We start from the raw sequence: 22649 nt of genomic DNA on the forward strand, positions 1-22649 counted from the left end.
ATTTGCGGAAAATAGCAGATAAGTCACAGGGGTGCCAGCCTTGTGACACGTACTTTTTGCGGAGAGCACATGAAGTTTCCTGAACCTTTGGTAGAAGGGCGGCTGATTCGCCGCTACAAACGCTTCCTGGCGGACGTGCAATTGCCGGATGGCACTGAGGTAACCGCCCACTGTCCCAACACCGGTTCCATGCTGGGGTGCCAGCCGGAAAATGCCCGGGTGTGGTTGAGCCGGAGTGCTAATCCCAAGCGTAAGCTCCAGTACACCTGGGAGCTGGTGGAGACGGAGCAGGGCGTGCTTGCCTGCGTCAATACGGCCCGCCCCAACGCTCAGGCCCGCGCCGCTATCGAAGCCGGTGTGGTGCAGAGCCTGGCCGGCTACGCTTTTTGCCGGGCCGAGGTGCGTTACGGTTCGGAGAAAAGCCGGATCGATCTGTTGTTGTCGGGCCATGATCACGATCCCGATGCCTGGGTGGAGGTAAAAAACGTTACCCTGGCCGAGGGCGGGGAAGGCTATTTCCCGGACGCCGTCACCGAGCGTGGCCAGAAACATCTGAGGGAGCTAATGGCTCAGGTTCAGAACGGAGACCGGGCAGTGCTGTTTTTTGTGGTGAACCACACCGGGATCGAGCAGGTCCGGCCTGCGGATCATATTGATGCCCGCTATGGTCAGCTGCTTCGAGAAGCCTGCGAAGCCGGGGTAGAGGTGATCGCCTATCGGGCTGCACTGGCCGGTGAAGATGGCAACCCTTCGGGGCGCCTGGAGCTGGTTGAGGAGGTGCCGGTCAGTCTGGAACCCTGACCTGCACCTCACCATCGTGCAGGCGAATGTCCAGGGCGGAGAGCGCATCGCCCTGGCAGGGGCCCGCAATGCATTCACCGGTACCGGGCTTGAACAGGGCGCCGTGAGTGGAGCACTGGATAAACAGATTGTCGCTGTCCATGAATCGGCCCGGCATCCAGTTCAGCTCAATGCCCAGGTGAGGGCACAGGTTGAGGTAGGCTCGGGGTGTGGTGCCATCCAGAAAGGCAAAACCGGTGAGGGGCATGCCGGCCGGTTCTTTCGCTTTCTCTTTCAGGCGAAATTCCAGGAACTGGCCGGGAACAAGCTCACTCGCCGCCGCGACGGTTTGCCAGTTGGCTGCGTGGGCACTCATTTGGGCAGGATGGCGTAACGCATACGGGTGCCGTGGTTGAGTGACATCACGATTTCGTCGGCTTCCAGGCGGTGCGGGAAATAGCAGCCGGATATCTTGGCGCTGGCAATGCTGGCTCCTTCCATTCTCGATTTCGAGAAATCGATGCCGCGGAGGTCGGCGCCGCGGAAGTAGCCATGGCGGAAGTCCAGGCCCTTTGCGTCCATGCCACGCAGGTCCAGTCCGCGGAAATCGCCATGGGCGAAGCTCGGAAGCTCGCTCAGTTTGGCTTTCTCGGCATTAAAGGCGTCCATATCCTCGCTACGGAGCAGGTCGTACAGGGGGTGGTCTATATGCTGGAGATCGCTTTCCTGAATATCGTCCATCTTGCACCTCGCACGGACAGCAGGGTTTGTTTTTAGTGTCAGTATAGTGCGCCCTGCCAAAATGGCAGGGCAGCTCGGATCAGGCCGGCCCGGCCATGCCCAGATGCTGGCGGATGCGATCAGCAACCGCCTCGGCAACGTGCTCATCCTCGGTGTGCAGGTGCACCGTGTGGGTTTTCTCCTCAGTGGTCAGCGGCTCAAACCAGCTTTGCTGAGCATCCAGCAACTCTTCCGTTGCCTCCGAGGCATCACCTTTGCGTTTGCGCACCCACTCTCGGCGCAGAGCTTCCGGCGCCTCGCAATGCAGCAGAGCGAAGGGGACCCCCTGATTTTCGGCCACACCGGCAAACTGAGCCCGCTCCTTCTCTTTCAGGCAGGCCGCATCGACAATGACGGACAACCCTGAAGCCAGCAGCTCTCCGGCCAGCTCTGCCAGATGCGCGTAGGTTTTTTCGGTTGCTTCCGGGCTGTAAAGATCGGTACCCAGGCCCGATTTGCTGTCGTCCAGGGGCCCCAGACCGTGCAGGCGCTTGCGCTCTACGTCAGAGCGCAGCCGGATTAGCCCGAGTTCCTCCGCCATGGCGGCACTCACGCAGGTCTTGCCGCTGGCGGAAAGGCCGGTGGTGGCCAGCAGGTAATGATTCGGTATGGCGCCGTAATCCTCTGCCAGTTGGGCGTAGCTCCGGTAACGCTGCATCAGGTCGGTTTTCTCGGCCTCGCTCAGGTTCGGGTTGCCCAGGGTGAACAGGGCGATTTTGGCCCGCACCATGGCGCGGTACGCCTTGTACAGGGGGAGCAAGGCCAGGCCTTCAAAATCACCGCGGTATTCCAGGTAGGTGTTCAGCACCCGGTTCGCCAGCGCCGGTTCCTGGCGGGATTCCAGGTCCATAAGCAGGAAAGCCAGATCATTCATCACGTCGATCCAGCGGAACGGCTCGTTGAACTCGATGCAGTCAAACACCGTCACCTGATCATTGAACACGGTAATGTTGGCCAGGTGCAGGTCGCCATGACATTCGCGCACCAGCCCGTTTTCCCGTCTGTGGGCGATTAAGTCCCGGCAGCGTTCGAAGGTGGTGCGGGTCCAGTCTTCCAGGTTGTCCAGCTGCGCCAGTAACCCGGCATCATCCAGCATGGGGCGGATCTGGTCGAAGTTTTCCTGCATGGCGGCATACACCGCCTCCGGGGTGCCCAGGGGCTTTTCATCGGCGACCGGTGGCAGGCTTTTGTGAAAGTCTGCAACCTGGCGGGCAAGATTGGTGAGCAGCTCTGCTGGCAGGTCGCCGCGTTCCTGGCGCACATCAAACAGCTGGTTCTGATCGAACTGGCGCATGCGAATGGCGTACTCGAAGGGGGAGCCTTCACCGCCCAGTTGAGGTTGCTCCGGGGTGCCTGTAATGGGTACCACTTCAAGGTAGAGTTCGGCCGCCAGACGGCTGTTCAGGCGCAGTTCTTCTTCGCAGAAGCGTTTGCGGCGTTCCAGGGTGGAAAAATCCAGGAACCCGAAATCCATGGGTTTCTTGATCTTGTAGGCAAAGTCACCGGTAAGCAGAACCTGTGAGATATGGGTTTCAATCACGCGGAATTCTTTGACCGGATGATCGTAGAGTTCCGGGTTCTGCAGTGCCTTGATCAGTGTATCCGGGCCGTTGGCGCTCACGTTGTGCTCCTGGAATCCTTGAAGTTGTTGATTTTTCGTTTTTTGGAGAGCTCCACTATAACGGGCAGATTACAGAAATAACACACACCAGACCTGCCGATAGCGGTGCCCCCTTCGATATAATCCCGCCATGAGTAAAAAAACACCTCCCCGCAAGAAAAAAACCGAATCCAGTCCTCGCCGCAAACGCTCCGGTCTCTGGCGCTTTCTGTTTCGCGCAGCTGCCCTGTGCCTTGTGCTGCTGGCGGGATGGATGGTCTATCTCGATGCCGTGGTGACCTCCCGCTTCGAAGGACGTCGCTTTGAAGTGCCCTCCCGGGTGTACGCCCGGCCCCTGGAACTCTACGACGGTGCCGGTATCAGCGCCGCCGCGCTGGTGCGTGAACTGGAGCTGGCAGGCTATCGCTCGGGCGACGGTCGTCGGCCCGGAACCTGGCAGCGAAATGGCGACCGTTTTGTCATCAGCACCCGGGATTTTTCTTTCCCGGATGGCAAGGAGCCGAGACGGCGTCTTTCGCTGGCGGTTCGTGGCGATCGGGTAGATTCGTTTTCCGTAATGGAGGGCGACAGCTCTCCGATTGTTCGGCTGGAGCCGGCTCAGATTGGCGGAATATACCCGTCCCACCGGGAGGATCGGATTCTGGTGGAGCTGGATGAGGTGCCAGAGGCCATGATTGCCGGTCTGATGGCTGTGGAGGACCGGCAGTTCTACGAGCATTTCGGCATCGCGCCACTCTCCATTGCGCGGGCGATGGTGGCGAACATCAAGGCCGGTCGTATAGTTCAGGGCGGTAGCACACTGACCCAGCAATTGGTGAAAAACTTTTTCCTGACCCGGGAGCAAACCCTTCTGCGCAAGGGCAACGAAGCCCTGATGTCGGTATTGCTGGAGCTGCACTACGACAAGGACGACATCCTCGAAACCTACCTGAATGAAGTTTATCTGGGTCAGGCAGGCACTCGCAGCATTCATGGTGTTGGCCTGGCCAGCCAGTTTTTCTTCGGCGAGTCGCTGAAGGATATTGATGTCCACCAGATTGCCCTGCTGATTGGCATGGTCAAAGGCCCCAGTTATTACAATCCGCGCCGGCACCCGGAGCGGGCCAAAGCGCGGCGTAACCTGGTGCTGGACGAAATGGCGGAGGCCGGGGTGATTTCCGGGCAAGAGGCCAGGGAGGCGAGTGCAAGGCCTCTCGGCCTCAGCGCAAAACCGTCCTATACCGATAATCGCTACCCGGCCTATATCGATCTGGTGCGCCGGCACCTGGCGCGGGACTACCGGGAGGAAGACCTGCAGAGCGAGGGCCTGAGAATATTCACCACCCTGAATCCGGAAGTTCAGCAGGCCGCTGAGAAGGCCGCAACCGATACCTTGCCTCGCCTGGCATCGGGAGAGGTGGCCGAGGCGCTGGAAGCGGCGGTGGTTGTCACCGCCAAGGATACCGGCGAGGTGTTGGCGCTCGTGGGGGGCAAAGACCCCCGCTTCGCCGGTTTTAACCGGGCAGTTGACGCCCGGAGGCCTATCGGTTCGCTGGTGAAGCCGTTTATCTACCTGACGGCGCTGTCTCAGCCGGAGCGCTACACCTTGATTTCGCCGGTTCAGGATAAGGCCTTCACCCTCGAGTTTGACGATGGTCGGCGCTGGCAGCCACAGAACTATGATGGCAAGGAGCGTGGTCAGGTGCCCCTGCACGAAGCTCTGTCCCGCTCGTACAACCTGCCGGCCGTGCGTGTAGGGCTGGATGTGGGCATACCGGCGGTGCAGGAGACGCTGAGGGCCTTTGGGGTGACCACGCCTATTTCGGATTATCCGTCGATGCTTCTGGGTGCCATTTCCCTGTCGCCGGTGGATGTCGCGCAGCTGTATCAGGGCCTGGCAACCTCCGGTTTCAATACACCCCTGCGCACCATTCGGGAAGTCACCGATGCCGCCAATGAGCCCTTGTCACGGTACAGCCTGAAGGTGGATCAGGTGGCCGATCCTGCCGCGGTGCACCTGGTGCAGTACGTTATGCAGGAAACCATGCAGGAAGGCACGGGCCGGTCAGCCTACTACCGGTTACCGGATTCCCTGACACTGGCGGGCAAGACCGGTACTACTGACGATGGCCGTGATTCCTGGTTCGCCGGTTTCAGTGGCGACCTGCTGGCGGTCGCCTGGGTCGGCCGTGATGATAACGGCCCGACCGCGTTGACCGGGGCTTCCGGCGCCTTGCCGGTCTGGTCTGCCACCATGGCGCAGATTCCCCAGCACGGTTTCTCACCGGTGATGCCCGATGGCGTTCAGTATCACTGGGTGAACCCGGGCGAACAGGCGCTGACCGGCGAAAACTGCGACAATGCCCGGCTGATTCCGTTTATCGCCGGCAGCGAGCCGGAACAGCACACAGGCTGCAACGGCAGTCTTGGCCGGCAAATTCGAGGTTGGTTTGAAGGATTGTTTCAATGAATAAACAAGTGATTATACGGTCAGCCTGTCTGGCCCTGTTTGTCGGCCTGGCCGGTGGTTGCGCCACCGGGCCGGGTGGCGGCTCCATCTATGTGCCCGTGGGGGGCGATGACCGCCGTTCGGCGCCGGAACCACCACGCACCAATATTCCTGATGAACAGGACGAACAGGTATGGCGCAAGAGCGAGCAACCGACGGTCACTGAGCCGGACTCGCCGAGCACCCGGGCGCCCAGCTACAGCGAATCCGGTGACCAGTTGCCGGCCGCCGCGCTCACGTTGGTGCGTGATGCTGATCAGCGCCTTCGGCAGGGTGATTCCGCCGGCGCCATCGCCCGACTGGAACGTGCCCAGCGCATTGCGCCAAGATCTTCCGAAGTCTATTTCAAGTTGGCCGAGGCTTACGTTGCCGGGGACAATCTGGGGGCTGCGGAGCAGTTTACTCTGAAGGGACTCTCGTTGGCGGGCAACGATGAACGCATGCAGCGTTCGGGCTGGTTGCTGCTGGCGGATATCCGCCGGGCTCGCGGTAACGTGGCGGGGGCCGATCAGGCTGAGGCCAGGGCCGCGGCGCTGTAACTCGGGTTGACGGAATGAATGTTCAGAGACCGTCCCTGGTCTCTGAACGCCACAGCAAAATCAGGGCTGTGGTATGGGGTCTGCCACGGTTGTTTCGCCGGCAACAACGGAGACGTTCTGTTGCCCATCAAACTCCAGGGTTTCATCGGTCTCGTTGTTGTCCAGCTGGCAGCTGTAGGCGATGGTGTACTGGCCTTCGGTCAGGAATGCTGCGGTCCACTCATAGAATGATCCGGATTCCTGAGCGGTGACCGGAACCACCATCAACGGGTTGGCGCCATCGCGACTGACGTTCAGGTCAATCGGTTCGACATCAGCGCCTTCGTAGACGTAGACCGCACCGCTGTACTCGCAATCCGCCAACGTGCCTTCTGCGTCGTCAGTGCCTCTTGTTTGGGCAATCGTTGCGTAATCAACGGTCCCCTCAATGGCGCCAACCTCCAGGTTGTCCACAAGTCGAAGCACGGGTTTGAGCATGTAATCGGCGAGCGCGTTGCCTGGCGGGTTCACAATGGATTTGCGCACATCAAAATCGATGGTGAAGTTGTTGCTGGAATCAGCCGCCACCACGAAGTCGCCTTTCAGTTTCAGTCCGCTCTGCTCACCTGAGGGAACGGCAAGGGTGAACTGGCTGCCGCCATCGCTTTCTTTGGTTACGTAGGAGTTGTCGGTGTCGATAATCAGCCGGATTTCGTTATAGACCCCGGCCGGCACTTCCTCGTTGGTGATCAGTGGCTCGGTTACGCCGCCTTGCAGTGTAAGCAGGTCAACCACACCGGTTTCATCAAGGTTGAATTCCAGCCAGTCACCGTCGGCCGGCTTGAGCCGGATGGCATTGAACGCGATGTTGACGCTGGACAGCTCCATGGTCGGGGCGTCGGTCAGTCCAACGGAGACCGAGCCGGTCTCACCCGATGATGAGGAACCGCCGCTACCACCGCATGCCACCAGTGCGCTGGCCAGCGCAGAAACGACAAATACTCTGCTCATTTGCTTCATAAAACCCTCCGGTTTTTTTGGTCCAGTTCTGGCCTGGTCGTTGGGTGCCAGTCAGAACCCAACGCAGAGGGTTTGAAAAAGGTTCCGGTTGCTGCATTAACATCCGGCCATAAATCCGTCATTATCGCCTGAAGTGCACACAGGGCGGGCGTAAGATAGACTGCCCTCTTCCAGAATTTCGATCAGGCAGTTGGTCTTTGGCAATTTTCCCTTTCCGCCCGTCCGCACAGAAACGTTTCCATCGGTTGGTTCAGCCCCACCTCGAGGGGATGTATGCGTTTGCCTACCGTTTGACCGGAACCCGTCAGGACGCTGAGGATCTGGTGCAGGATGTGGTCGTCAAACTGTATCCCCGATTATCCGAACTGGAGACGGTGGAACAGCTTCGACCCTGGCTGAACCGTGTGCTTTATCGTCAGTTTGTGGATTCGATTCGCCGCAGGGGGCGCCGTGCCGACCGGGCAGCCAGTGAACTCATGGAGGCGGACCACCAGGCGGATTGGTTCGATGCGCTGGAATCTGATGATGCCACGCCAGAACTTGTCTTCGATCAGTCGCGCCTCGGCTTCATGCTGGACGAGGCTATGGACCGGCTTTCGCCAGATCAGAGAACCTTGCTGCTTCTGCATGATGTTGACGGCTGGCGACAGGAGGATGTGGCCGAGGTACTGGGTGTTGCGGTTGGTACCGTGAAGTCGCGATTACATCGCAGCCGCGCCACGTTGAGAAAATACCTGCAGCAGCGCATGGAACCGGGAAGCGACGTCCGGCGTGTTGAGGAGTGAGGTGATGACCATGTCCTGTCCAAGCATTCGATCACAATTACCTGATTATGTCAGGGCGACACTCTCCGAGAATAGGGCGGCAGTGGTGCGTGAGCATTTGCAACGTTGCCCTCGGTGCCGGCGTCGTTGTGATATGGAAGAAGTGTTGATGTCCCGGATGGCGGCGCAGTTTGATGTGCCTCCGCCGGCCCCGGATTTTGAATCGCGGGTGTTTCGGGAGTTGTCTTCCGGTTCGGGCCGGCGTGTACACATGGCGTGGGGTGGTGCGGTGGCGGCAGCACTGGCATTGGGGTTGTTCATCGGGCAGTTCGGACTGTGGCAGCCTGATGAGGCTGGTCATGAGGCTGTCGCTGTGGCGGAGGTGGTGGACCCCCCCGTTGTCGCGCCGGTGGAGAGAACCGTACGCCTTGCATTCACGGCGGGAGAGCCCCTGGATGACGTTACCCTTACCTTGAATCTGCCGCCTCATGTGGAAATCGCAGGCTTGCCCGGGCAGCATCAGGTGCGCTGGCAGGTGAGCCTGGAACAGGGTGACAATGTGCTGGCATTACCCCTGCGGATTATGTTCCCCGGGGACGGCGAGCTTGTTGCCGAGCTGGATGCTGAAGGCCGGCAGAAAGTTTTTCGGGCCACCATACCCGATTACCCGGGGGCGAGCCGGCATGCCCCTGTGGATGTTAAGGAGCCTGCAACATGAGTGGTTATAACGGATCCCTTGGCTTCGCAACCGCTGGCCTTATGCTCGCCCTGATGTCCGCGCCGGTGTTTGGCCGGGACGATCTTGATGTCACCATGCGGCTGGTTGGTGAGAATGAGGACGTAACGGAATCGGTTGCCCGGGAAATTCGGCTGCCGGAGTTGCCGGCACTGGAGCGTCGTTCCTCCGGGCTTGGACGTGGCGATGGTGAGCCGCCGGGCCAGCAAATTCGCGAGCAGGCCCATGAAAAAGGGCGGGATTTTGGTCAGTCCATCTCAGAGCGTGCCCGCGACGTTCGTGAGAACCGGCCGAAGCGGCCTGGTTCCGACAAGCGCCCCGATATTGATCCTGGCAAAAAGCCGGAACGTCCGCCTCAATCCTCGAGGCCGTAACTCAAAGCTTGTGGTAACCTCGGTTTCCGTCAACGGTTTTCGATTTATTGACTGACCCCGGGGTTGTCTTTGCGTCTCCTCTTCATCTTTTTGTTTCTTCTCGGTCAGCCCCTGTTGGCCCAATCCGCTTTCTCTGATGGGGCAAGCGAAGCTCTGGCCCAGGGTGTGGTCCAGTTTCAGCAAGGCAACCTTGGCCAGGCGCGGGAAAGCTTTGAGCAGGCTGCACAGCTGGGCGTTCAGTCTCCGTCACTGCATTACAATCTGGGTGTGGTCTGTTATCGGCTGGGGGATTATCCGGCGGCCCGGCAGTGGTTTTCCCGTTTACTGGACAGCGACGATCGCGCCTTGGCCGCGTATAACCTGGGCCTGGTCGCCCTTGCTGATGATCGGCCGGGGGAAGCCTGTAGATGGTTTGAGGCGAGCCTCGCGGCTTCGCCACCGGAATCTGTCCAGCGTCTTGCCGAGCAGCAGTTGGCACAACTCGACGGTCCGGCACTTCTTCTGGCCGAGCGCCGAGTGGATGCCTATGGTTATTTGTCCCTCGGCGCAGGTTACGACAGCAATCTCTCGGCAACCCCTGAAGATTCCGCCAGTAATCAGGGAAGTGCACTTGGCGAAGTTGTTGCCGCCGGTTCCTTTGATTATGCAATGGATGCCGATCGTTGGCTCTCGATGGACCTGATCGCGTTTGCCCGACACTATGTCGAGGACGGCGATTACGATCAGCAGTTGTTACAGGCGCGCTTCGGTGTCATGCGTTCCTGGGGGCCTTGGGCGGTTGGGGTTCGGCCCGTGGTGTCGCGTTCGTGGCTTGACGGAGACAGTCTGGAAACCCGCTGGGGGGCTGAGTTGCTGGCCCGGTCTGCCGAGTGTTTACCTGCCGAAGATCTGAGGTGTGACGTGGCGTTTGCCCTGGAGCAGGTGGATGGTGGTGACGGCTACCAAGCCTACGATGGCCAGTGGTACCAGTTGAAGGCAGGGCTGGGTTATCCGTTGGGTGATCTGGACCTGGCAGGCGAGTACCGCCTGGAACTGAACAACCGGGAAGATCTGGACGTACCCGAACGGTTTGTCAGCGTATCGCCCACAAGGCACGAGCTTATTCTGGAAGCGAATTATCAGCTGTCGCCGGAGTTGGCCCTGGCGGGTGAGCTATCGGTTCGCCAAAGTCGCTATGGCAAGCCGCATCGCTGGGTTGAGTCGGGAATGCTGGTGGAGCGCAGGCGGGAAGACGTCCTGACCGGAGTTGGGCTGATGGCTGAGTACGATCTCACTGCGCGCTGGTTATTAAGGCCACAATGGTTTTTCCGTCATCAGCAGAGTGAGCTCAACGAATACGATTATCGCCAGCATACGCTGTTGCTCTCCCTTGAGGGCGTATTCTAGCTCTGCGGAGGTTTGCCCCCGGATTGATGCCGGGGGCAATGGTGCCTCACAACGTTTTCATGACCTTGCGCGCAGCCGCAAGCGTGAATTCAATATCCTCATCGGACAACGCTGCGGTGGTAAAGCCTGCCTCGAATGCTGAGGGCGCAAGGTAAACGCCTTCCTTCAGCATGCCCTGGAAGAACGCCTTGAAGCGTTCCACGTCACAGGCCATCACCTGGTCAAAGCGCGTGATGGATGGTTCGGCAGTAAAGAAGAAACCGAACATGGCACCCGCGGACTGAACTGCCAGAGGGATGCCGGCTTCATCCGCTGCCGCCTTGAAGCCATCCTTCACCCGATTGGTTTTTTCCGTCAGCCGGTCGTGGAACCCGGGCTCGGAAATGGCATTCAGCGTGGTCAGCCCAGCGGTCATTGCCAGCGGGTTACCACTCAGGGTGCCGGCCTGATAAACCGGGCCCAGCGGCGAGATATGCTCCATGATTTCGCGCTTACCGCCGAATGCACCGACGGGCAGGCCGCCGCCAATCACCTTGCCCAGAGCCGTCAGGTCCGGTTTCACCCCGTAGAATCCCTGGGCGCCGCCGAGCGATACTCGGAAACCGGTCATCACCTCATCGAAGATCAGCACGGTGCCGTGCTCATCGCACACTTCCCGCAGCGCTTCCAGGAAGCCGGGCACGGGCGGGATGCAGTTCATATTGCCGGCCACAGGCTCAACGATAATGGCCGCGATCTGATCGCCCATCTGACGAAAGGTTTCACGAACCTCGTCAATATCGTTGTAGGTCAGGGTCAGGGTGTGCTCCGCCAGGCTGGCCGGAATTCCCGGTGAGTTGGGTACACCCAGGGTCAGGGCGCCAGAACCGGCTTTGACGAGCAGGGAGTCCACGTGGCCGTGGTAGCAACCTTCGAATTTCACGATCTTGTCGCGGCCGGTATAGCCGCGGGCCAGGCGGATGGCACTCATGGTGGCCTCGGTGCCGGAGTTGACCATGCGCACCAGTTCGATGGACGGCACCAGCTCACACACCTTTTTCGCCATCTCCGTTTCAATGGCGGTGGGCGCGCCGTACCCCACGCCCAGATCGACCTGAGCGTGCAGCGCTGCTTTGATGCGGGGATCGGAATGGCCCAGGATCATCGGGCCCCAGGAACCAATAAAATCGATGTACCGCCGGTCATCTTCGTCATAGAGATAGGCGCCCTCGGCGTGTTTGAAAAAGACCGGAGTACCGCCAACACCACGGAATGCCCGTACCGGGGAGTTCACGCCGCCGGGAATGTATTTCTGGGCCTGTTCAAAGAGGGTTTCGGAATGATTCACGGTTGTCTCCTGTTATTCGGAAAGTGAAAAAAGTGGATGATGCCGGGCGAACTGACGGTTAAATGCCTTGGCCCGGGCTTCAATGTCTGAGGGTTGGCCGCCGAACAGGCCGCCCACTACGGCAACCAGGTCTGCCCCGGCACGGATCAGGGGCTCCGCATTGTTGCCGGTGATTCCGCCTATGGCTGTAATGGGTAACCCAAGGGCTTTTGCCTCGGTTAAAACGTCCGGCGAGGCCGGGGGCGCACCTGGCTTGGTAGCCGAATCGTAAAAGCGGCCGAAGGCCAGGTAATCCGCACCGCCGTCAACGGCTGTCTGGGCCAGATTCAGGCTGTGATGGCAGGTGATGCCGATAATGGCATGCTCCCCGAGCAAGCGCCTGGCGTCGACCAATGAGCAATCATCCTGACCCAGATGAACCCCAGCGGCGCCGACTCGGGCGGCAAGTTCCGGGTCGTCATTAATCAGTAACGGAACGTCGAACCCCTGGCACAGGCTGTTGAGGTTCCTGGCCTGAACCAGCCGTTCAGAGGCTGTCGATCCCTTGTCCCGATACTGAACCAGCCGCGCGCCTCCGGCCAGGGCTGCCTCTACCGAGACAATCAGGGTGTCGGCAGGGGTTAGCCGGTTATCGGTGATGGCGTACAGTCCGGGTCTGATCTGAGACCTTACCGTTCCCACAGAATACCCCGGTCGGGAACTTTCTGACCCTGGCCAACTGTCAGGGCATGCAGCAGCGCCCGATGCACGTAATTCTGCGCCTGGGAAATCGCGGCCCTCGGTGACAGGCCCATGGCCCGGCCGGCGGCAATGGCAGCTGCCAGCGTGCAGCCGGTGCCGTGATATTCATTGGCACCAACCCTTTCCACCTCCCATTCCATGGGCTCCGGGGCGTGGTTATACAATGTGTTGATGATGTGGATGCCGGAGCCGTGGCCGCCGGTGGCAAGCACGGATTCGCAGCCGGTCTGCAAAAGGTTGCGGGCGGCCTCTGCCGGATTGTCGCTGCCGCCGAGCTGAGCCAGTTCAACGCCGTTCGGCGTAATCATTTCGGCCCTGGCAAATAGCTTGTCTTTCATGGCCGCTACAAGCGCATCATCGGCCAGATCGCCACCGCCAGCCGCCTTGATCACCGGGTCGACAATCAAAGGCACGCCCGAATGCTTCTGTACAAACTCCACCAGTACCTCCACCACTTCGGCATTTCCGAGCGCCCCGGTTTTGATGGCGTGGATGGGCGTATCCTGGGCAAGGCACTCCAGTTGCTGTTTGATCAGGTCCGGGCTGACGGGCTCGGCGCCATATACGTTGCGGGTGTCCTGCACGGTCAGGCAGGTGAGCACGGGCAGCGGATGGGCGCCGATGGATGTGATGGCCTGTATGTCTGCCTGTATGCCGGCGCCACCAGACGGATCCAGCCCGGAGAGCACCAGTACGTGGGGGCGGGTGAAGCTTTTGATGGCCGATCTCCTCAGAATGGTTTAACAACAGCAAGAATCACGACAGCGAGCAGGACAAACACCGGCAGCTCATTAAACCAGCGGTAGAACACGTGGCTACGGGTGTTCTGATCATCCCGGAACACTTTGACAAGGTGACCACAGTAGAAGTGGTAGATGATCAGCAAAGCCACCAGCGTCAGCTTGGCATGCAGCCACCCCTGGCTGAAATAGCCTGACCAGTTATAGCTGAGCAGCCAGACACCGAATACAACCGTGGCGACCATGGAAGGCGTAGTAATGCCACGGTAAAGCTTGCGTTCCATCACCTTGAACCGCTCTTTGCCTGGTTCATCCTCGCAGGCGGCATGATACACGAACAGTCTGGGCAGATAGAAAATGCCGGCGAACCAGCACACCAGGGAAATAATGTGGAAGGCTTTCACCCAAAGCATTCGTTAACTCCGTCGGTATTGGTAGTAGCTTTCGATATCCGTTTGCAGCACAACACCATAAACCCGTTGAATCATGGGGGCCACATGGCGTTGTACGTATAGTGCCTCAGCTTGGGTGCTGTCGAATTGATGCAGGGCTTCTTCCAGCGTTGCCTGGTACTGTACCGGTGCCACATCCCGCCGGTTGGCGGGGATTTCCATCAAATCAATGGATTCCGGTAATTCGGTGCCTTCCTCGGCGGCCTGCTTCTCGGTGTCCTCAAGAAAGCGGGCCAGATCGACGGCCGGTAGCAGGGCGGTGGGGCCATTGCTGCCTTCCACCAGAAGCCATTTCGGTTCCGATTTCAGGGCTTTCTTGGCTTCTTCAAGCGTGAGCGCGCGCTCGGTTCGAAGAATATTCCGTTCCATGATGGCGCCAACCGAAACCCGCCTCAGTGCCTGGATAACGGGGGAATTCTGGTAGCTCAGGCCCTGGCTCTTGAGGATGGTCAGGAATAGCGATTTCTTGCCGAAAGCTTCGCTGGTTACCAGGCTGGCGGTAGTAATCATCAGCATGCCTGGCAGTATGATGTTCGGGTTCCGGGTGAGCTCCATCAGCGCCATTAAAGCCGCCAGTGGCGCCTGCAGCACGGCGCCCATCATCGCCCCCATACCCAGCATGGCGTAAAACCCCACCGATGAGGCAATGTCCGGGAACATCTGGGCGCCGATCAGGCCCATGGCGCCGCCCAGGGTGGCGCCCATGAAGATGGTGGGGCCGATAACACCGCTGGGCATACCCAGTCCAATGGACAATCCGGTGATGATCAGCTTGGCGCTGCCCGCGCCGATCAGTAACCAGAATCCGAGTTCACCGTGAATGGTTTCGCTCACCGTATCGTAGCCGATGCCCATGGTTTCCGGGATCACCAGGGCGAAGGGCACCATCAACAGGCCGGCCACGGCAATTCGTAGCAACACCGGGCGGTGATGGTAACGGCCCATACTGTCTACCAGTTGGATAAATCCGGCCGCTGCGATGCCGATAATAACGGCAATGGCGAGAATCCAGGGGATCTCCAGCAGTGAATTCATGGTCAGAGCCGGGACACTGAACGCCGGTTCGGTGCCATAAACCGCCTGGGTGACGATGGCAGCGCTGACCGCGGCCAGGATGATCGGAGTGAAGCCGGCAATGGTGTATTCCATCATCACCACTTCCATGGCGAAAATCACGCCGGAGATGGGAGTGTTGAAGGAGGCGGAAATGGCAGCGGCACAACCGCAGGCGACCAGCGTACGAATGCTGTTGTTGGGCAGCCGCATCCATTGCCCGAGCAGGCTGGAGAAGGCCGCGCCCAGATGGACGGCGGGCCCCTCCCGGCCGGCGGATTGCCCGGTAATGACCGTGGTAACGCCGGAAACAAACTGAACCATGGCGCTGCGGAAGGAGATGTAGCCCTGATGGTAGTTCAGCCGCTCCATGATATGAACGATGCCGACTTTGCGATCGTGCAGGGCGAGTTTGTGCAACAGCAGCCCCAGCCCCAGAGCCCCCGCCAGTGGCAGAAGACCGCGGGTGAGCAGATCCAGCTCTTCGAAACTCTCTGAGCCCTGGCCCGGCAGGAAATGCTCCAGTGGCCATTCAATAGCGAGTCGGAAAAGCAGGATCACGCCGCCGGTCACAATGCCGGACAGCAGGCCAAGAACCGCCAATTGCGGTAAGGCATCAACGCCGGAGAGCTTCCGCCGGAATACGGGGATCAGATTCTCGGTAATCTGTTGCCTGATGCTACGCATTGGCGGGGTGTTCCGGTTGGAGTGTCGGGATCATCAGCAGATTTCTGACAACATTGTAACGGCGGGCCCGCAGGCTGCAATAAGTCCTTGGTTTATCATGTTAGACTACGTGCCCTGACTTCCCAATTCTGTCCAGACCACGTTGGAGATAAGAGTGATTAAAGTAGGCATCGTCGGCGGAACCGGATACACGGGTGTAGAGCTGTTGAGAATTCTGGCTGTCCACCCGGAAGCAGAGGTTATCTGCATCACCTCGCGATCGGAAGCGGGTATGCCCGTGGCCGATATGTATCCCAACCTGCGAGGCCATTTTGACCTTGAATTCTCCGAGCCCGACGCATCGGTGCTGGCGAGCTGTGATCTGGTGTTTTTTGCCACGCCGCACGGCGTTGCCATGCGCATGGTTCCGGAATTGATGGCCTCAGGTGTTCGCGTGGTCGACCTGTCCGCGGACTTCCGCCTGAAAGATCTTGATACCTGGGCAAACTGGTATGGCATGCCCCACGAGAGTGCCGGCTGGGCCGAAAAAGCGGTTTATGGCTTGCCCGAGGTGGCGCGCGAGGCCATTCGTGACGCTCAGCTGGTTGCGAATCCAGGGTGTTATCCGACAGCCGTGCAGTTGGGATTCCTGCCGTTGCTGGAGCAGGGCCTGGTCAATCCGGCAAGGCTGATAGCCGATGCCAAGTCTGGCGCCAGCGGTGCCGGCCGGCAGGGCAAGATTGGCATGCTTCACGGTGAGATAGGCGAGAGTTTCAAGGCCTACGGCGCTTCCGGGCATCGGCATTTGCCGGAGATTCGCCAGGGCCTCATGGCCGCTGCAGGGAAAGGCGTTGGTGTTACCTTTGTGCCGCACCTGATACCGATGATTCGCGGTATTGAAGCCACGCTGTATGCCGAGCTTGATAATCCGCAGGATTTTGACCGCCTTCAGGCGCTGTATGAGGCGCGTTATAAAAATGAGCCGTTCGTTGATGTCATGCCGTTCGGCAGTCATCCGGAGACCCGCAGTGTTCGTGGTGCCAATCATTGCCGGATGGCATTACACCGCCAGGAAGACAGTAATATCGTGATTGTGTCATCGGTGATCGACAACCTGGTAAAAGGCGCCGCCGGCCAGGCGGTTCAGAATATGAATATCATGTTCGGCCTGGATGAAACCATGGGGCTGAACGCTCCGGCTCTGCTGCCGTGAGGTCGGGCCGTGAGTGATCCTCGAAAACCGGCGGATGAATACGTTGTTATCCGCCATCGGCCAGGTTACCGGTTACGTCGCAGCCTGATTCTGCTGGCATTTACCGTCATCGCCGCCGTGGCAGGATATGCCGCTGGGCTTGCCCAGGGAGGCTTCCGTTTCAGCTCGGCGGAGGCGTCTGCCGAGCAGCTGGTGGAGGAGGTAGAAAACCTTCGGGAGCAATACCGGGAGGCACGTCAGGGGTTGGTGAATCTCGAACGTGGGCGCGCGATCGATGAACAGGCACTGCGGGAGGCACGAAACACGATTGTCGGCCTGGAAACCCGCATCCTGGAGCTGGAGGCGGATCTTACCTTCTACCGCAATATCATGGCGCCCTCGGAAACCAGCAAGGGCCTGCAGGTGGACAGTTTTACGCTGAGCCCGGCCAGGGAGTCTGGTGTTTTCGATTTCAAAATGGTGCTGACTCAGGTTGGCAACAACAAGAGCTATATTTCGGGTCTGGTGGCCGTAAATGTCATCGGTCGTCTGGATGGCGAGAAAGAGGTGATTGCGCTGAGAGATCTGTCGGATGAGATTGATGATCTGGGCGTGAAATTCCGGTTCCGCTACTTCCAGGATGTGGAGGGCAGCCTGCGCCTGCCTGAGAGCTTTGAACCCTATGAGATTCAGGTCGTTGCCCAGGCGGAGGGCCGCAAGGCATCCCAGGCTGAACGAACCTTTGATTGGAAAGATTTAACGGAGAACTGAGATGCTTGGCAAGAAAAAGCAGAAACCCCGCCGTTCCCCCGGCCATTTTGACACCCTGATTTCCGGCAAGACCACCGTTGAGGGCGACGTTCATTTCTCCGGTGGTCTTCACGTGGACGGCACCATCAAGGGCCGGGTTGTCGCCGAAGAAGGCTCCGATGCGGTGGTACGTTTGTCAGAGGTGGGGGAAATCGTTGGCGACGTCGTGGCCCCCCACATCATCATCAATGGCAAGGTAAAGGGTGACGTGCATGCCTCTGCCCACCTCGAGCTGGCAGAGAAAGCGGTAGTCACCGGCAATGTCTATTACCAGTTGATTGAGATGGCCATGGGCGCCTCGGTCAACGGAAACCTGGTTCGCAAGGACGAGACCAGTGGCCTGCTGACCCATGAGCACCAACAGGCAGATGGTTCACTTACAGGTGAAGATGAGGATAAGTCCGAATAGTTGATTGTTTTAGTCAGGAATACCATAATTTCCCGACAGCAATATCATGCCGGAGGCAGACTTTGAGTGTAGTTCAGCAACAGATGGCCACGCCGTTGTTTTTCACCGACAACGCCGTCGCGAAGGTGCGCGAGTTGATCGAGGAAGAAGAAAATCCCGATCTCAAGTTGCGCGTGTTTGTGACAGGCGGCGGCTGCTCCGGATTCCAGTACGGCTTTTCATTTGATGAAAGTCAGGAAGAGGATGACACCGTCATCGAGCGGGACGGCGTCAAGCTGCTGGTTGACTCCATGAGCTATCAGTATCTGGTAGGGGCTACTATCGACTATCAGGAAGGGCTGCAGGGTTCACAGTTTGTCGTTCAGAACCCCAATGCGAGTTCGACCTGCGGTTGCGGCAGCTCATTTTCCATCTGAATCAGGGTGGATAAATTGCGCCCAGTATTCTCTCGCCCGAAGCGCCGGTGACTTCGGGCACGTTGCCCGGTAACTGAAGGATGGTTTGTCGGGCCAGCCAGGCGAACGCCACCGGCTCTACCCACTGAGGGTCAAGACCAAGATCCGCCGTGGTGTGTAGTGCGGCGGACCCAAGGCCTACCTTGAGCTCTCTCATCAGTAATCGATTGAAGGTGCCACCACCACAGGCATACACGGCCATGTCCGCATTTTCCTGTGGTAACTGCTGGAGAATGGTTGTCACGGTCAGTTGCAGCAGGGTTCTCTGCACGTCCTCGGCGGGTATCTCTTCGAAACGTTGAAGATGTGTGCGCACCCAGTCGATGTTGAAACGCTCTTTGCCCGTACTTTTCGGAGCTGGTTTGCTGAAGTAGGCGTCTGACAGCATGCTGGCAAGCAGTTCGGAATGGGTCGCACCCTCGCTGGCCATGTGGCCGTCTTCATCAAAATGCCGCCCGGTCTGGTCCAGGCACCAGGCGTCCAGCAGGGCATTGGCCGGGCCGGTATCGAAGCCGACGGCCGGCTTTCTCGATCCGGCCGGCAGCCAGGTGATATTGGCAATGCCACCGAGATTCAGAATGCATCTATCCTGAGTGGGTGAGGCAAAGAGCCAGCGATGAAAAGCGGGTACCAGGGGAGCGCCCTGTCCGCCGGAGGCAATATCCCGGCTGCGGAAATCGGCAACTGTAATGATCCCCAGGCGTTCGGATAGCCACGCGGCATTGCCGATCTGAAGGGAAAAGGGCGCATTGCCGGCTGGTTGGTGGCGAATGGTCTGGCCGTGGCTGCCGGCGGCCCGTATCTGTTTTGGGTTAATTCCCGACTGTTTAATCAGTTGGGCACCGGCTTCCGCAAAATGCTGGCCAACCAGGGTATCCAGTTCGCCCAGCTCATCCGGGTCAGCCTGGTTGCGTGTTGCCAGCAATAACCGCTGGCGCAGCGCGTCGGCATAGGGTAGAGAGATGGTTTCGTGGACGGCCAGGCTGTTCGTGTCGAAAGACACCAGCACCGCATCAACTGCGTCCATGCTGGTGCCTGACATCAGGCCTAGCCAGTAGTCCATGCTCAGTTGTCCGAGGCCAGAGCCAGTTGCTGATTGCTTTCGCGGAACACGTTGAACTGTGCCAGGCGCTGCTCGGTGAACTTCTGGAACCTTGCCATCTCGCTGTCCGGCACCGGCTTGGCGTCGGGGAGTTTTACCGTTCTTGAGTTTCTCGGCGCACCGTTGATCCGGAATTCGTAATGCAGGTGGGGTCCAGTCACCATGCCGGATGAGCCGACGTAGCCAATGGTTTCGCCCTGCTTGACCCGGGTACCGTTCTTGATGCCTTTGCCCAGTCGGCTCATATGTGCGTAAAGCGTTGTGATATTGTCGCCATGCTGCAGTACCACCGTCCGGCCGTAGCCGCCTTTCCAGCCAGCGAACTTCACCCGGCCACTACCGGCTGCCTTGATTGGGGTCCCCGGAGGTGCGGCATAGTCGGTACCTTCGTGTGGGCGAACCACATCAAGAACCGGGTGGCGACGTTGCAGGTTAAAGGGCGAGGAAACGCGGGCGTTGATCGGCACTCTCAGGAAGGCCTTGCGCATGCTCTTGCCGTCGGGTGAATAGTAGTCACTTTCTCCGTTCGCATCGGTATATAACAGCGCAAGGTTATCTTCTCCCCGGTTGATAAAGCGGGCAGAGAGAATTCGGCCGGTATCAAACTTTTCGCCATCAATATAAAGCTCTTCGTAAACCACTTCGAAGCTGTCGCCTTTTCTGACATCGTATACAAAGTCGATGTCCCAGCCGAAAATGCCGGCCAGTTCCATCGTCAGGCGATCATTCAGCCCGGCGTTTCTGGCTGAGAGGTATAAAGACCCGTCGATAACGCCTGCGGCGAATGCCGGTCTGGCTTCAGGTTCGCGAACGACGGTCTCACCAAGAAAGCCATCTTCCGTGCGCGCGATTTTGAGGGACTCCAATAAAGAGCGTTGGAGTTCAATCGCAACCAGTTCGCCCTCGGAGTTCACGCCGAACCGGATATCCTCGCCGGCATAAAGGCGTTGGAGCTTGTCGGCCTCGCCGTCACCGTGAATCACCGAAAGCATCAGGCCGTCGTTAAATCCGGCTTTCCGGAACAACGTGGAGAGCGTATCGCCAGATTTGATGGTGAATTCCTGCCACTGAATATCAGGCTCGGGTGCAACGTCTGCCTGAGCTGCCATTGGTTGGCTCTGGCTTTCAGTTGTTTGGCTTGTTGTCTCAGCCTCCGGAGCGGCGGCTTGGGTGCTGGCTTCCTGTGAGGATGCCCCGGAAATCAGGCCCTGTTCCAGGTCGACGGTGTAGCTCATCCGCTTGGCTTCAACGTCTGCACTTGGGCTCATCAGGACAGCAGCAGAGACGATCACCGTGGCGGCTGCCGCCAGGGTAATGTGTGTTTTGGGGAATGTTTTCAGCACGTGGCTCACCCGTTTTAATCGGTAATCCAGTAATTTGTACCGGCTTATTAAAGCGCCAGGTCAAGTATAGACCAACAGAGTACCGCATATAACAGAATTGCGACAGTGTCCAACATTACAGTCGAGCGGCTGTGCTGGTCGTACAAACTGCGCTGCCGCTGCTATAATCCCGGGCTTTTCATGCTCTAACTGGTCGTTTTCTGAGCATTTCTACTGTACCAAGGGTGCTGGTAACTCACAGATTTCTTTTGTAGACCTCTGTAACCGGCTCCCGCTTTATTGTCACAGACGGGGTGAGGGGTTCATGGCATCAATAGATGAAGCGCTGGCGATTATCAAACGGGGTATTGATGAGCTGATTCCAGAGGAAGACCTGGTTGAAAAGCTGAAAGAAGGTCGGCCGCTGCGAGTGAAGGCCGGCTTCGACCCAACTGCGCCAGACCTGCACCTCGGCCACACGGTTCTTATAAACAAACTGCGTCAGTTCCAGGACCTTGGGCACGAAGTTATTTTCCTGATTGGTGACTTTACCGGCATGATCGGTGACCCCACAGGAAAGAGTGCTACCCGGCCTCCGCTTACTGAAGATCAGGTGCGCGACAATGCGATTACCTATAAAGAGCAGGTGTTCAAGATTCTGGATCGGGAAAAAACCCGGGTTGTCTTCAACTCCGAGTGGATGAGCAAGATGACAGCGGCGGATATGATTCGCCTGGCCGGGCAATATACGGTTGCCCGTATGCTTGAGCGCGATGACTTTACCAAGCGCTATCGTTCCGAGCAGCCAATCGCTATTCATGAATTCCTCTATCCTCTGGTGCAGGGCTACGACTCAGTGGCGCTGGAAGCTGATATTGAGTTGGGTGGCACTGATCAGAAGTTTAATCTTCTGATGGGGCGGATTCTGCAAAAGCATTACGGCCAGAAACCGCAGGCCATCCTGACCGTCCCTATCCTTGAGGGGCTGGATGGTGTCCAGAAGATGTCCAAGTCTCTCGGTAACTATGTGGGGGTCAGCGACTCCCCGGGGGAGATGTATACCAAGCTGCTTTCCATGCCAGATGAGTTGCTGTGGCGCTACTTCGAGTTGCTCAGTTTCCGGCCGATGGCTGAGATCGAGCAATTCAAAGCCGCGGTTGCCGGCGGCGAAAACCCTCAGGACTATAAGAAGGTACTCGCTGAAGAGTTGATTACCCGCTTCCATGATGAGGAGGCCGCAAAGACGGCTCATAAGTCGGCGGGTAATCGGGTTGCTCTCGGTGAGATTCCGGACAACGTGCCGGTCGTGGAGGTTTCGCTGGAAGGTCAGGGTGAGATTCCGATGCCTGCGGTTCTGCGTCTTGCTGGTCTGGTGAAGAACGGTGCTGCGGCGCGTGACGTGCTTGGGCGTGGAGCGGTTTATGTGGATGGCCAGCAGTTTGAGGGGCAGCGCATGTTCGTAGCAGGGGATGAGTGTGTCATCCAGGCGGGTAAAAAGAAGATTGCCCGGGTGATAATTGTCGAGTGATTTTCGTGGCGTTTTGGCCAATCTGAATTTTTTTCAGATTGGCCGTTGACTCCTCGGCTGAGGTCTGTAGAATGCGCCTCTCGCTTGAGGGGCAGGCCACTGAAAAGAGGCAAAGCCTGAGCGATAACTGCTTGAAAGCGCTGAAGAAAGTGTTTCAGAAAAACTTCAGAAAGCGGTTGACAGGAAGGCGGTTCAGTGTAGAATGCGCATCTCGAAACAGGCAGTAAGCCGGAGAGTTTTTCGGCGGTTTTCGGAAGCGAAAACAGCGAAAAATAAACGGTTGACAGGGTAGCGAAACGATGTAGAATACGCGGCCTTGATTGAGCAACAGCTCAAACGCTCTTTAAAAAGTTAACCAAGTAATTCGTGTGGGCGCTGGCCGAGG

At 58.5% G+C, this 22649-nt stretch carries 23 protein-coding genes; 12 read left to right on the forward strand and 11 right to left on the reverse strand.

Annotation, left to right across the window (positions count from 1 at the left end; translation table 11 throughout):
* Positions 1–69 precede the first annotated feature (69 nt).
* Entirely contained in the window at positions 70–801 is a 732-nt protein-coding gene (gene sfsA / locus ACSSVV_RS17925) for a DNA/RNA nuclease SfsA (protein WP_454106678.1), read from the forward strand.
* On the opposite strand, the gene ACSSVV_RS17930 is transcribed toward sfsA, so the two are convergent.
* The 3 genes from ACSSVV_RS17930 to ACSSVV_RS17940 form a co-directional block, all read right to left on the reverse strand.
* Positions 785–1156, reverse strand: a complete 372-nt coding sequence (locus ACSSVV_RS17930; protein ID WP_022991900.1) for a Rieske (2Fe-2S) protein — start codon at positions 1154–1156, stop codon at positions 785–787. The two genes, sfsA and ACSSVV_RS17930, sit on opposite strands and share 17 nt — an antisense overlap.
* Complete coding sequence (locus tag ACSSVV_RS17935) at positions 1153–1521, reverse strand: pentapeptide repeat-containing protein (RefSeq protein WP_011784207.1); 369 nt, start codon at positions 1519–1521, stop codon at positions 1153–1155. The genes ACSSVV_RS17930 and ACSSVV_RS17935 overlap by 4 nt, the downstream gene beginning before the upstream one ends.
* Positions 1522–1600: 79 nt before the next feature.
* Positions 1601–3181: a bifunctional aminoglycoside phosphotransferase/ATP-binding protein gene (locus tag ACSSVV_RS17940; protein ID WP_022991902.1), complete on the reverse strand. Its 1581-nt coding sequence runs from the start codon at positions 3179–3181 to the stop codon at positions 1601–1603.
* Between the two features lie 130 nt (positions 3182–3311).
* On the opposite strand from ACSSVV_RS17940, the gene mrcB reads away from it, so the two are divergent.
* Positions 3312–5630 (forward strand): penicillin-binding protein 1B, encoded by a 2319-nt coding sequence (mrcB, locus tag ACSSVV_RS17945; RefSeq protein ID WP_022991903.1) that lies wholly within the window; start codon positions 3312–3314, stop codon positions 5628–5630.
* Positions 5627–6208, forward strand: a complete 582-nt coding sequence (locus ACSSVV_RS17950) for a tetratricopeptide repeat protein (RefSeq protein ID WP_014420459.1) — start codon at positions 5627–5629, stop codon at positions 6206–6208. Before mrcB ends, ACSSVV_RS17950 begins: the two co-directional genes overlap by 4 nt.
* 60 nt (positions 6209–6268) lie before the next feature.
* Here ACSSVV_RS17950 and ACSSVV_RS17955 read toward each other — a convergent pair whose 3' ends face one another.
* Positions 6269–7207, reverse strand: a complete 939-nt coding sequence (locus ACSSVV_RS17955) for a DUF4382 domain-containing protein (RefSeq protein ID WP_011784211.1) — start codon at positions 7205–7207, stop codon at positions 6269–6271.
* Positions 7208–7404: 197 nt separating this feature from the next.
* Here ACSSVV_RS17955 and ACSSVV_RS17960 point away from each other — a divergent pair, with 197 nt between their 5' ends.
* From ACSSVV_RS17960 to ACSSVV_RS17975, 4 genes are all read left to right on the forward strand, one after another.
* On the forward strand, positions 7405–7992 hold the full coding sequence (locus tag ACSSVV_RS17960; protein ID WP_081432057.1) for an RNA polymerase sigma factor: 588 nt from the start codon (positions 7405–7407) through the stop codon (positions 7990–7992).
* A 10-nt stretch (positions 7993–8002) separates the two neighbouring features.
* Entirely contained in the window at positions 8003–8689 is a 687-nt protein-coding gene (locus tag ACSSVV_RS17965; protein WP_081432096.1) for a zf-HC2 domain-containing protein, read from the forward strand.
* Positions 8686–9081 carry a hypothetical protein gene (locus tag ACSSVV_RS17970; RefSeq protein WP_011784214.1) on the forward strand — a complete coding sequence of 132 codons (396 nt, stop codon included), beginning with the start codon at positions 8686–8688 and terminating at the stop codon, positions 9079–9081. Before ACSSVV_RS17965 ends, ACSSVV_RS17970 begins: the two co-directional genes overlap by 4 nt.
* Before the next feature lie 114 nt (positions 9082–9195).
* Complete coding sequence (locus tag ACSSVV_RS17975; protein ID WP_236078960.1) at positions 9196–10467, forward strand: tetratricopeptide repeat protein; 1272 nt, start codon at positions 9196–9198, stop codon at positions 10465–10467.
* Between the two features lie 46 nt (positions 10468–10513).
* Here ACSSVV_RS17975 and hemL read toward each other — a convergent pair whose 3' ends face one another.
* Genes hemL through ACSSVV_RS18000 form a run of 5 tightly spaced genes read right to left on the reverse strand, consistent with a single transcriptional unit; the run spans position 10514 to position 15467 of the window.
* Entirely contained in the window at positions 10514–11794 is a 1281-nt protein-coding gene (hemL, locus tag ACSSVV_RS17980; RefSeq protein ID WP_011784216.1) for a glutamate-1-semialdehyde 2,1-aminomutase, read from the reverse strand.
* 12 nt (positions 11795–11806) lie between these two features.
* A complete protein-coding gene (gene thiE, locus ACSSVV_RS17985) occupies positions 11807–12475 on the reverse strand; it encodes a thiamine phosphate synthase (protein ID WP_011784217.1) in 669 nt (222 codons plus the stop codon).
* The gene (gene thiD / locus ACSSVV_RS17990; RefSeq protein ID WP_011784218.1) at positions 12463–13224 is read right to left on the reverse strand and encodes a bifunctional hydroxymethylpyrimidine kinase/phosphomethylpyrimidine kinase; all 762 of its coding nucleotides are present in this window, start codon (positions 13222–13224) and stop codon (positions 12463–12465) included. The genes thiE and thiD overlap by 13 nt, the downstream gene beginning before the upstream one ends.
* Before the next feature lie 41 nt (positions 13225–13265).
* Positions 13266–13688 carry a protoporphyrinogen oxidase HemJ gene (gene hemJ, locus ACSSVV_RS17995; protein WP_011784219.1) on the reverse strand — a complete coding sequence of 141 codons (423 nt, stop codon included), beginning with the start codon at positions 13686–13688 and terminating at the stop codon, positions 13266–13268.
* A gap of 3 nt (positions 13689–13691) precedes the next feature.
* Positions 13692–15467 (reverse strand): chloride channel protein, encoded by a 1776-nt coding sequence (locus ACSSVV_RS18000; protein WP_023007990.1) that lies wholly within the window; start codon positions 15465–15467, stop codon positions 13692–13694.
* Positions 15468–15621: 154 nt separating this feature from the next.
* Here ACSSVV_RS18000 and argC point away from each other — a divergent pair, with 154 nt between their 5' ends.
* The 4 genes from argC (at position 15622) to erpA (ending at position 18273) form a co-directional block, all read left to right on the forward strand.
* Complete coding sequence (gene argC / locus ACSSVV_RS18005; protein WP_022991910.1) at positions 15622–16659, forward strand: N-acetyl-gamma-glutamyl-phosphate reductase; 1038 nt, start codon at positions 15622–15624, stop codon at positions 16657–16659.
* Between the two features lie 9 nt (positions 16660–16668).
* Positions 16669–17409, forward strand: coding sequence for a DUF6776 family protein (locus ACSSVV_RS18010; RefSeq protein WP_022991911.1), 741 nt, complete (start codon positions 16669–16671; stop codon positions 17407–17409).
* Position 17410: 1 nt separating this feature from the next.
* The gene (locus tag ACSSVV_RS18015) at positions 17411–17857 is read left to right on the forward strand and encodes a bactofilin family protein (protein WP_011784223.1); all 447 of its coding nucleotides are present in this window, start codon (positions 17411–17413) and stop codon (positions 17855–17857) included.
* Between the two features lie 83 nt (positions 17858–17940).
* Positions 17941–18273 carry an iron-sulfur cluster insertion protein ErpA gene (gene erpA / locus ACSSVV_RS18020; RefSeq protein WP_011784224.1) on the forward strand — a complete coding sequence of 111 codons (333 nt, stop codon included), beginning with the start codon at positions 17941–17943 and terminating at the stop codon, positions 18271–18273.
* A gap of 1 nt (position 18274) precedes the next feature.
* On the opposite strand, the gene ACSSVV_RS18025 is transcribed toward erpA, so the two are convergent.
* Together ACSSVV_RS18025 and ACSSVV_RS18030 are read right to left on the reverse strand one after the other, a co-directional pair.
* Complete coding sequence (locus ACSSVV_RS18025) at positions 18275–19375, reverse strand: anhydro-N-acetylmuramic acid kinase (RefSeq protein ID WP_454106679.1); 1101 nt, start codon at positions 19373–19375, stop codon at positions 18275–18277.
* A gap of 2 nt (positions 19376–19377) precedes the next feature.
* On the reverse strand, positions 19378–20757 hold the full coding sequence (locus ACSSVV_RS18030; protein ID WP_454106680.1) for an OapA family protein: 1380 nt from the start codon (positions 20755–20757) through the stop codon (positions 19378–19380).
* A 304-nt stretch (positions 20758–21061) separates the two neighbouring features.
* Here ACSSVV_RS18030 and tyrS point away from each other — a divergent pair, with 304 nt between their 5' ends.
* Positions 21062–22264: a tyrosine--tRNA ligase gene (tyrS, locus tag ACSSVV_RS18035; protein WP_113880559.1), complete on the forward strand. Its 1203-nt coding sequence runs from the start codon at positions 21062–21064 to the stop codon at positions 22262–22264.
* Positions 22265–22649 lie beyond the last annotated feature (385 nt).

It is taken from the genome of Marinobacter sp. MBR-105, from assembly GCF_053628895.1.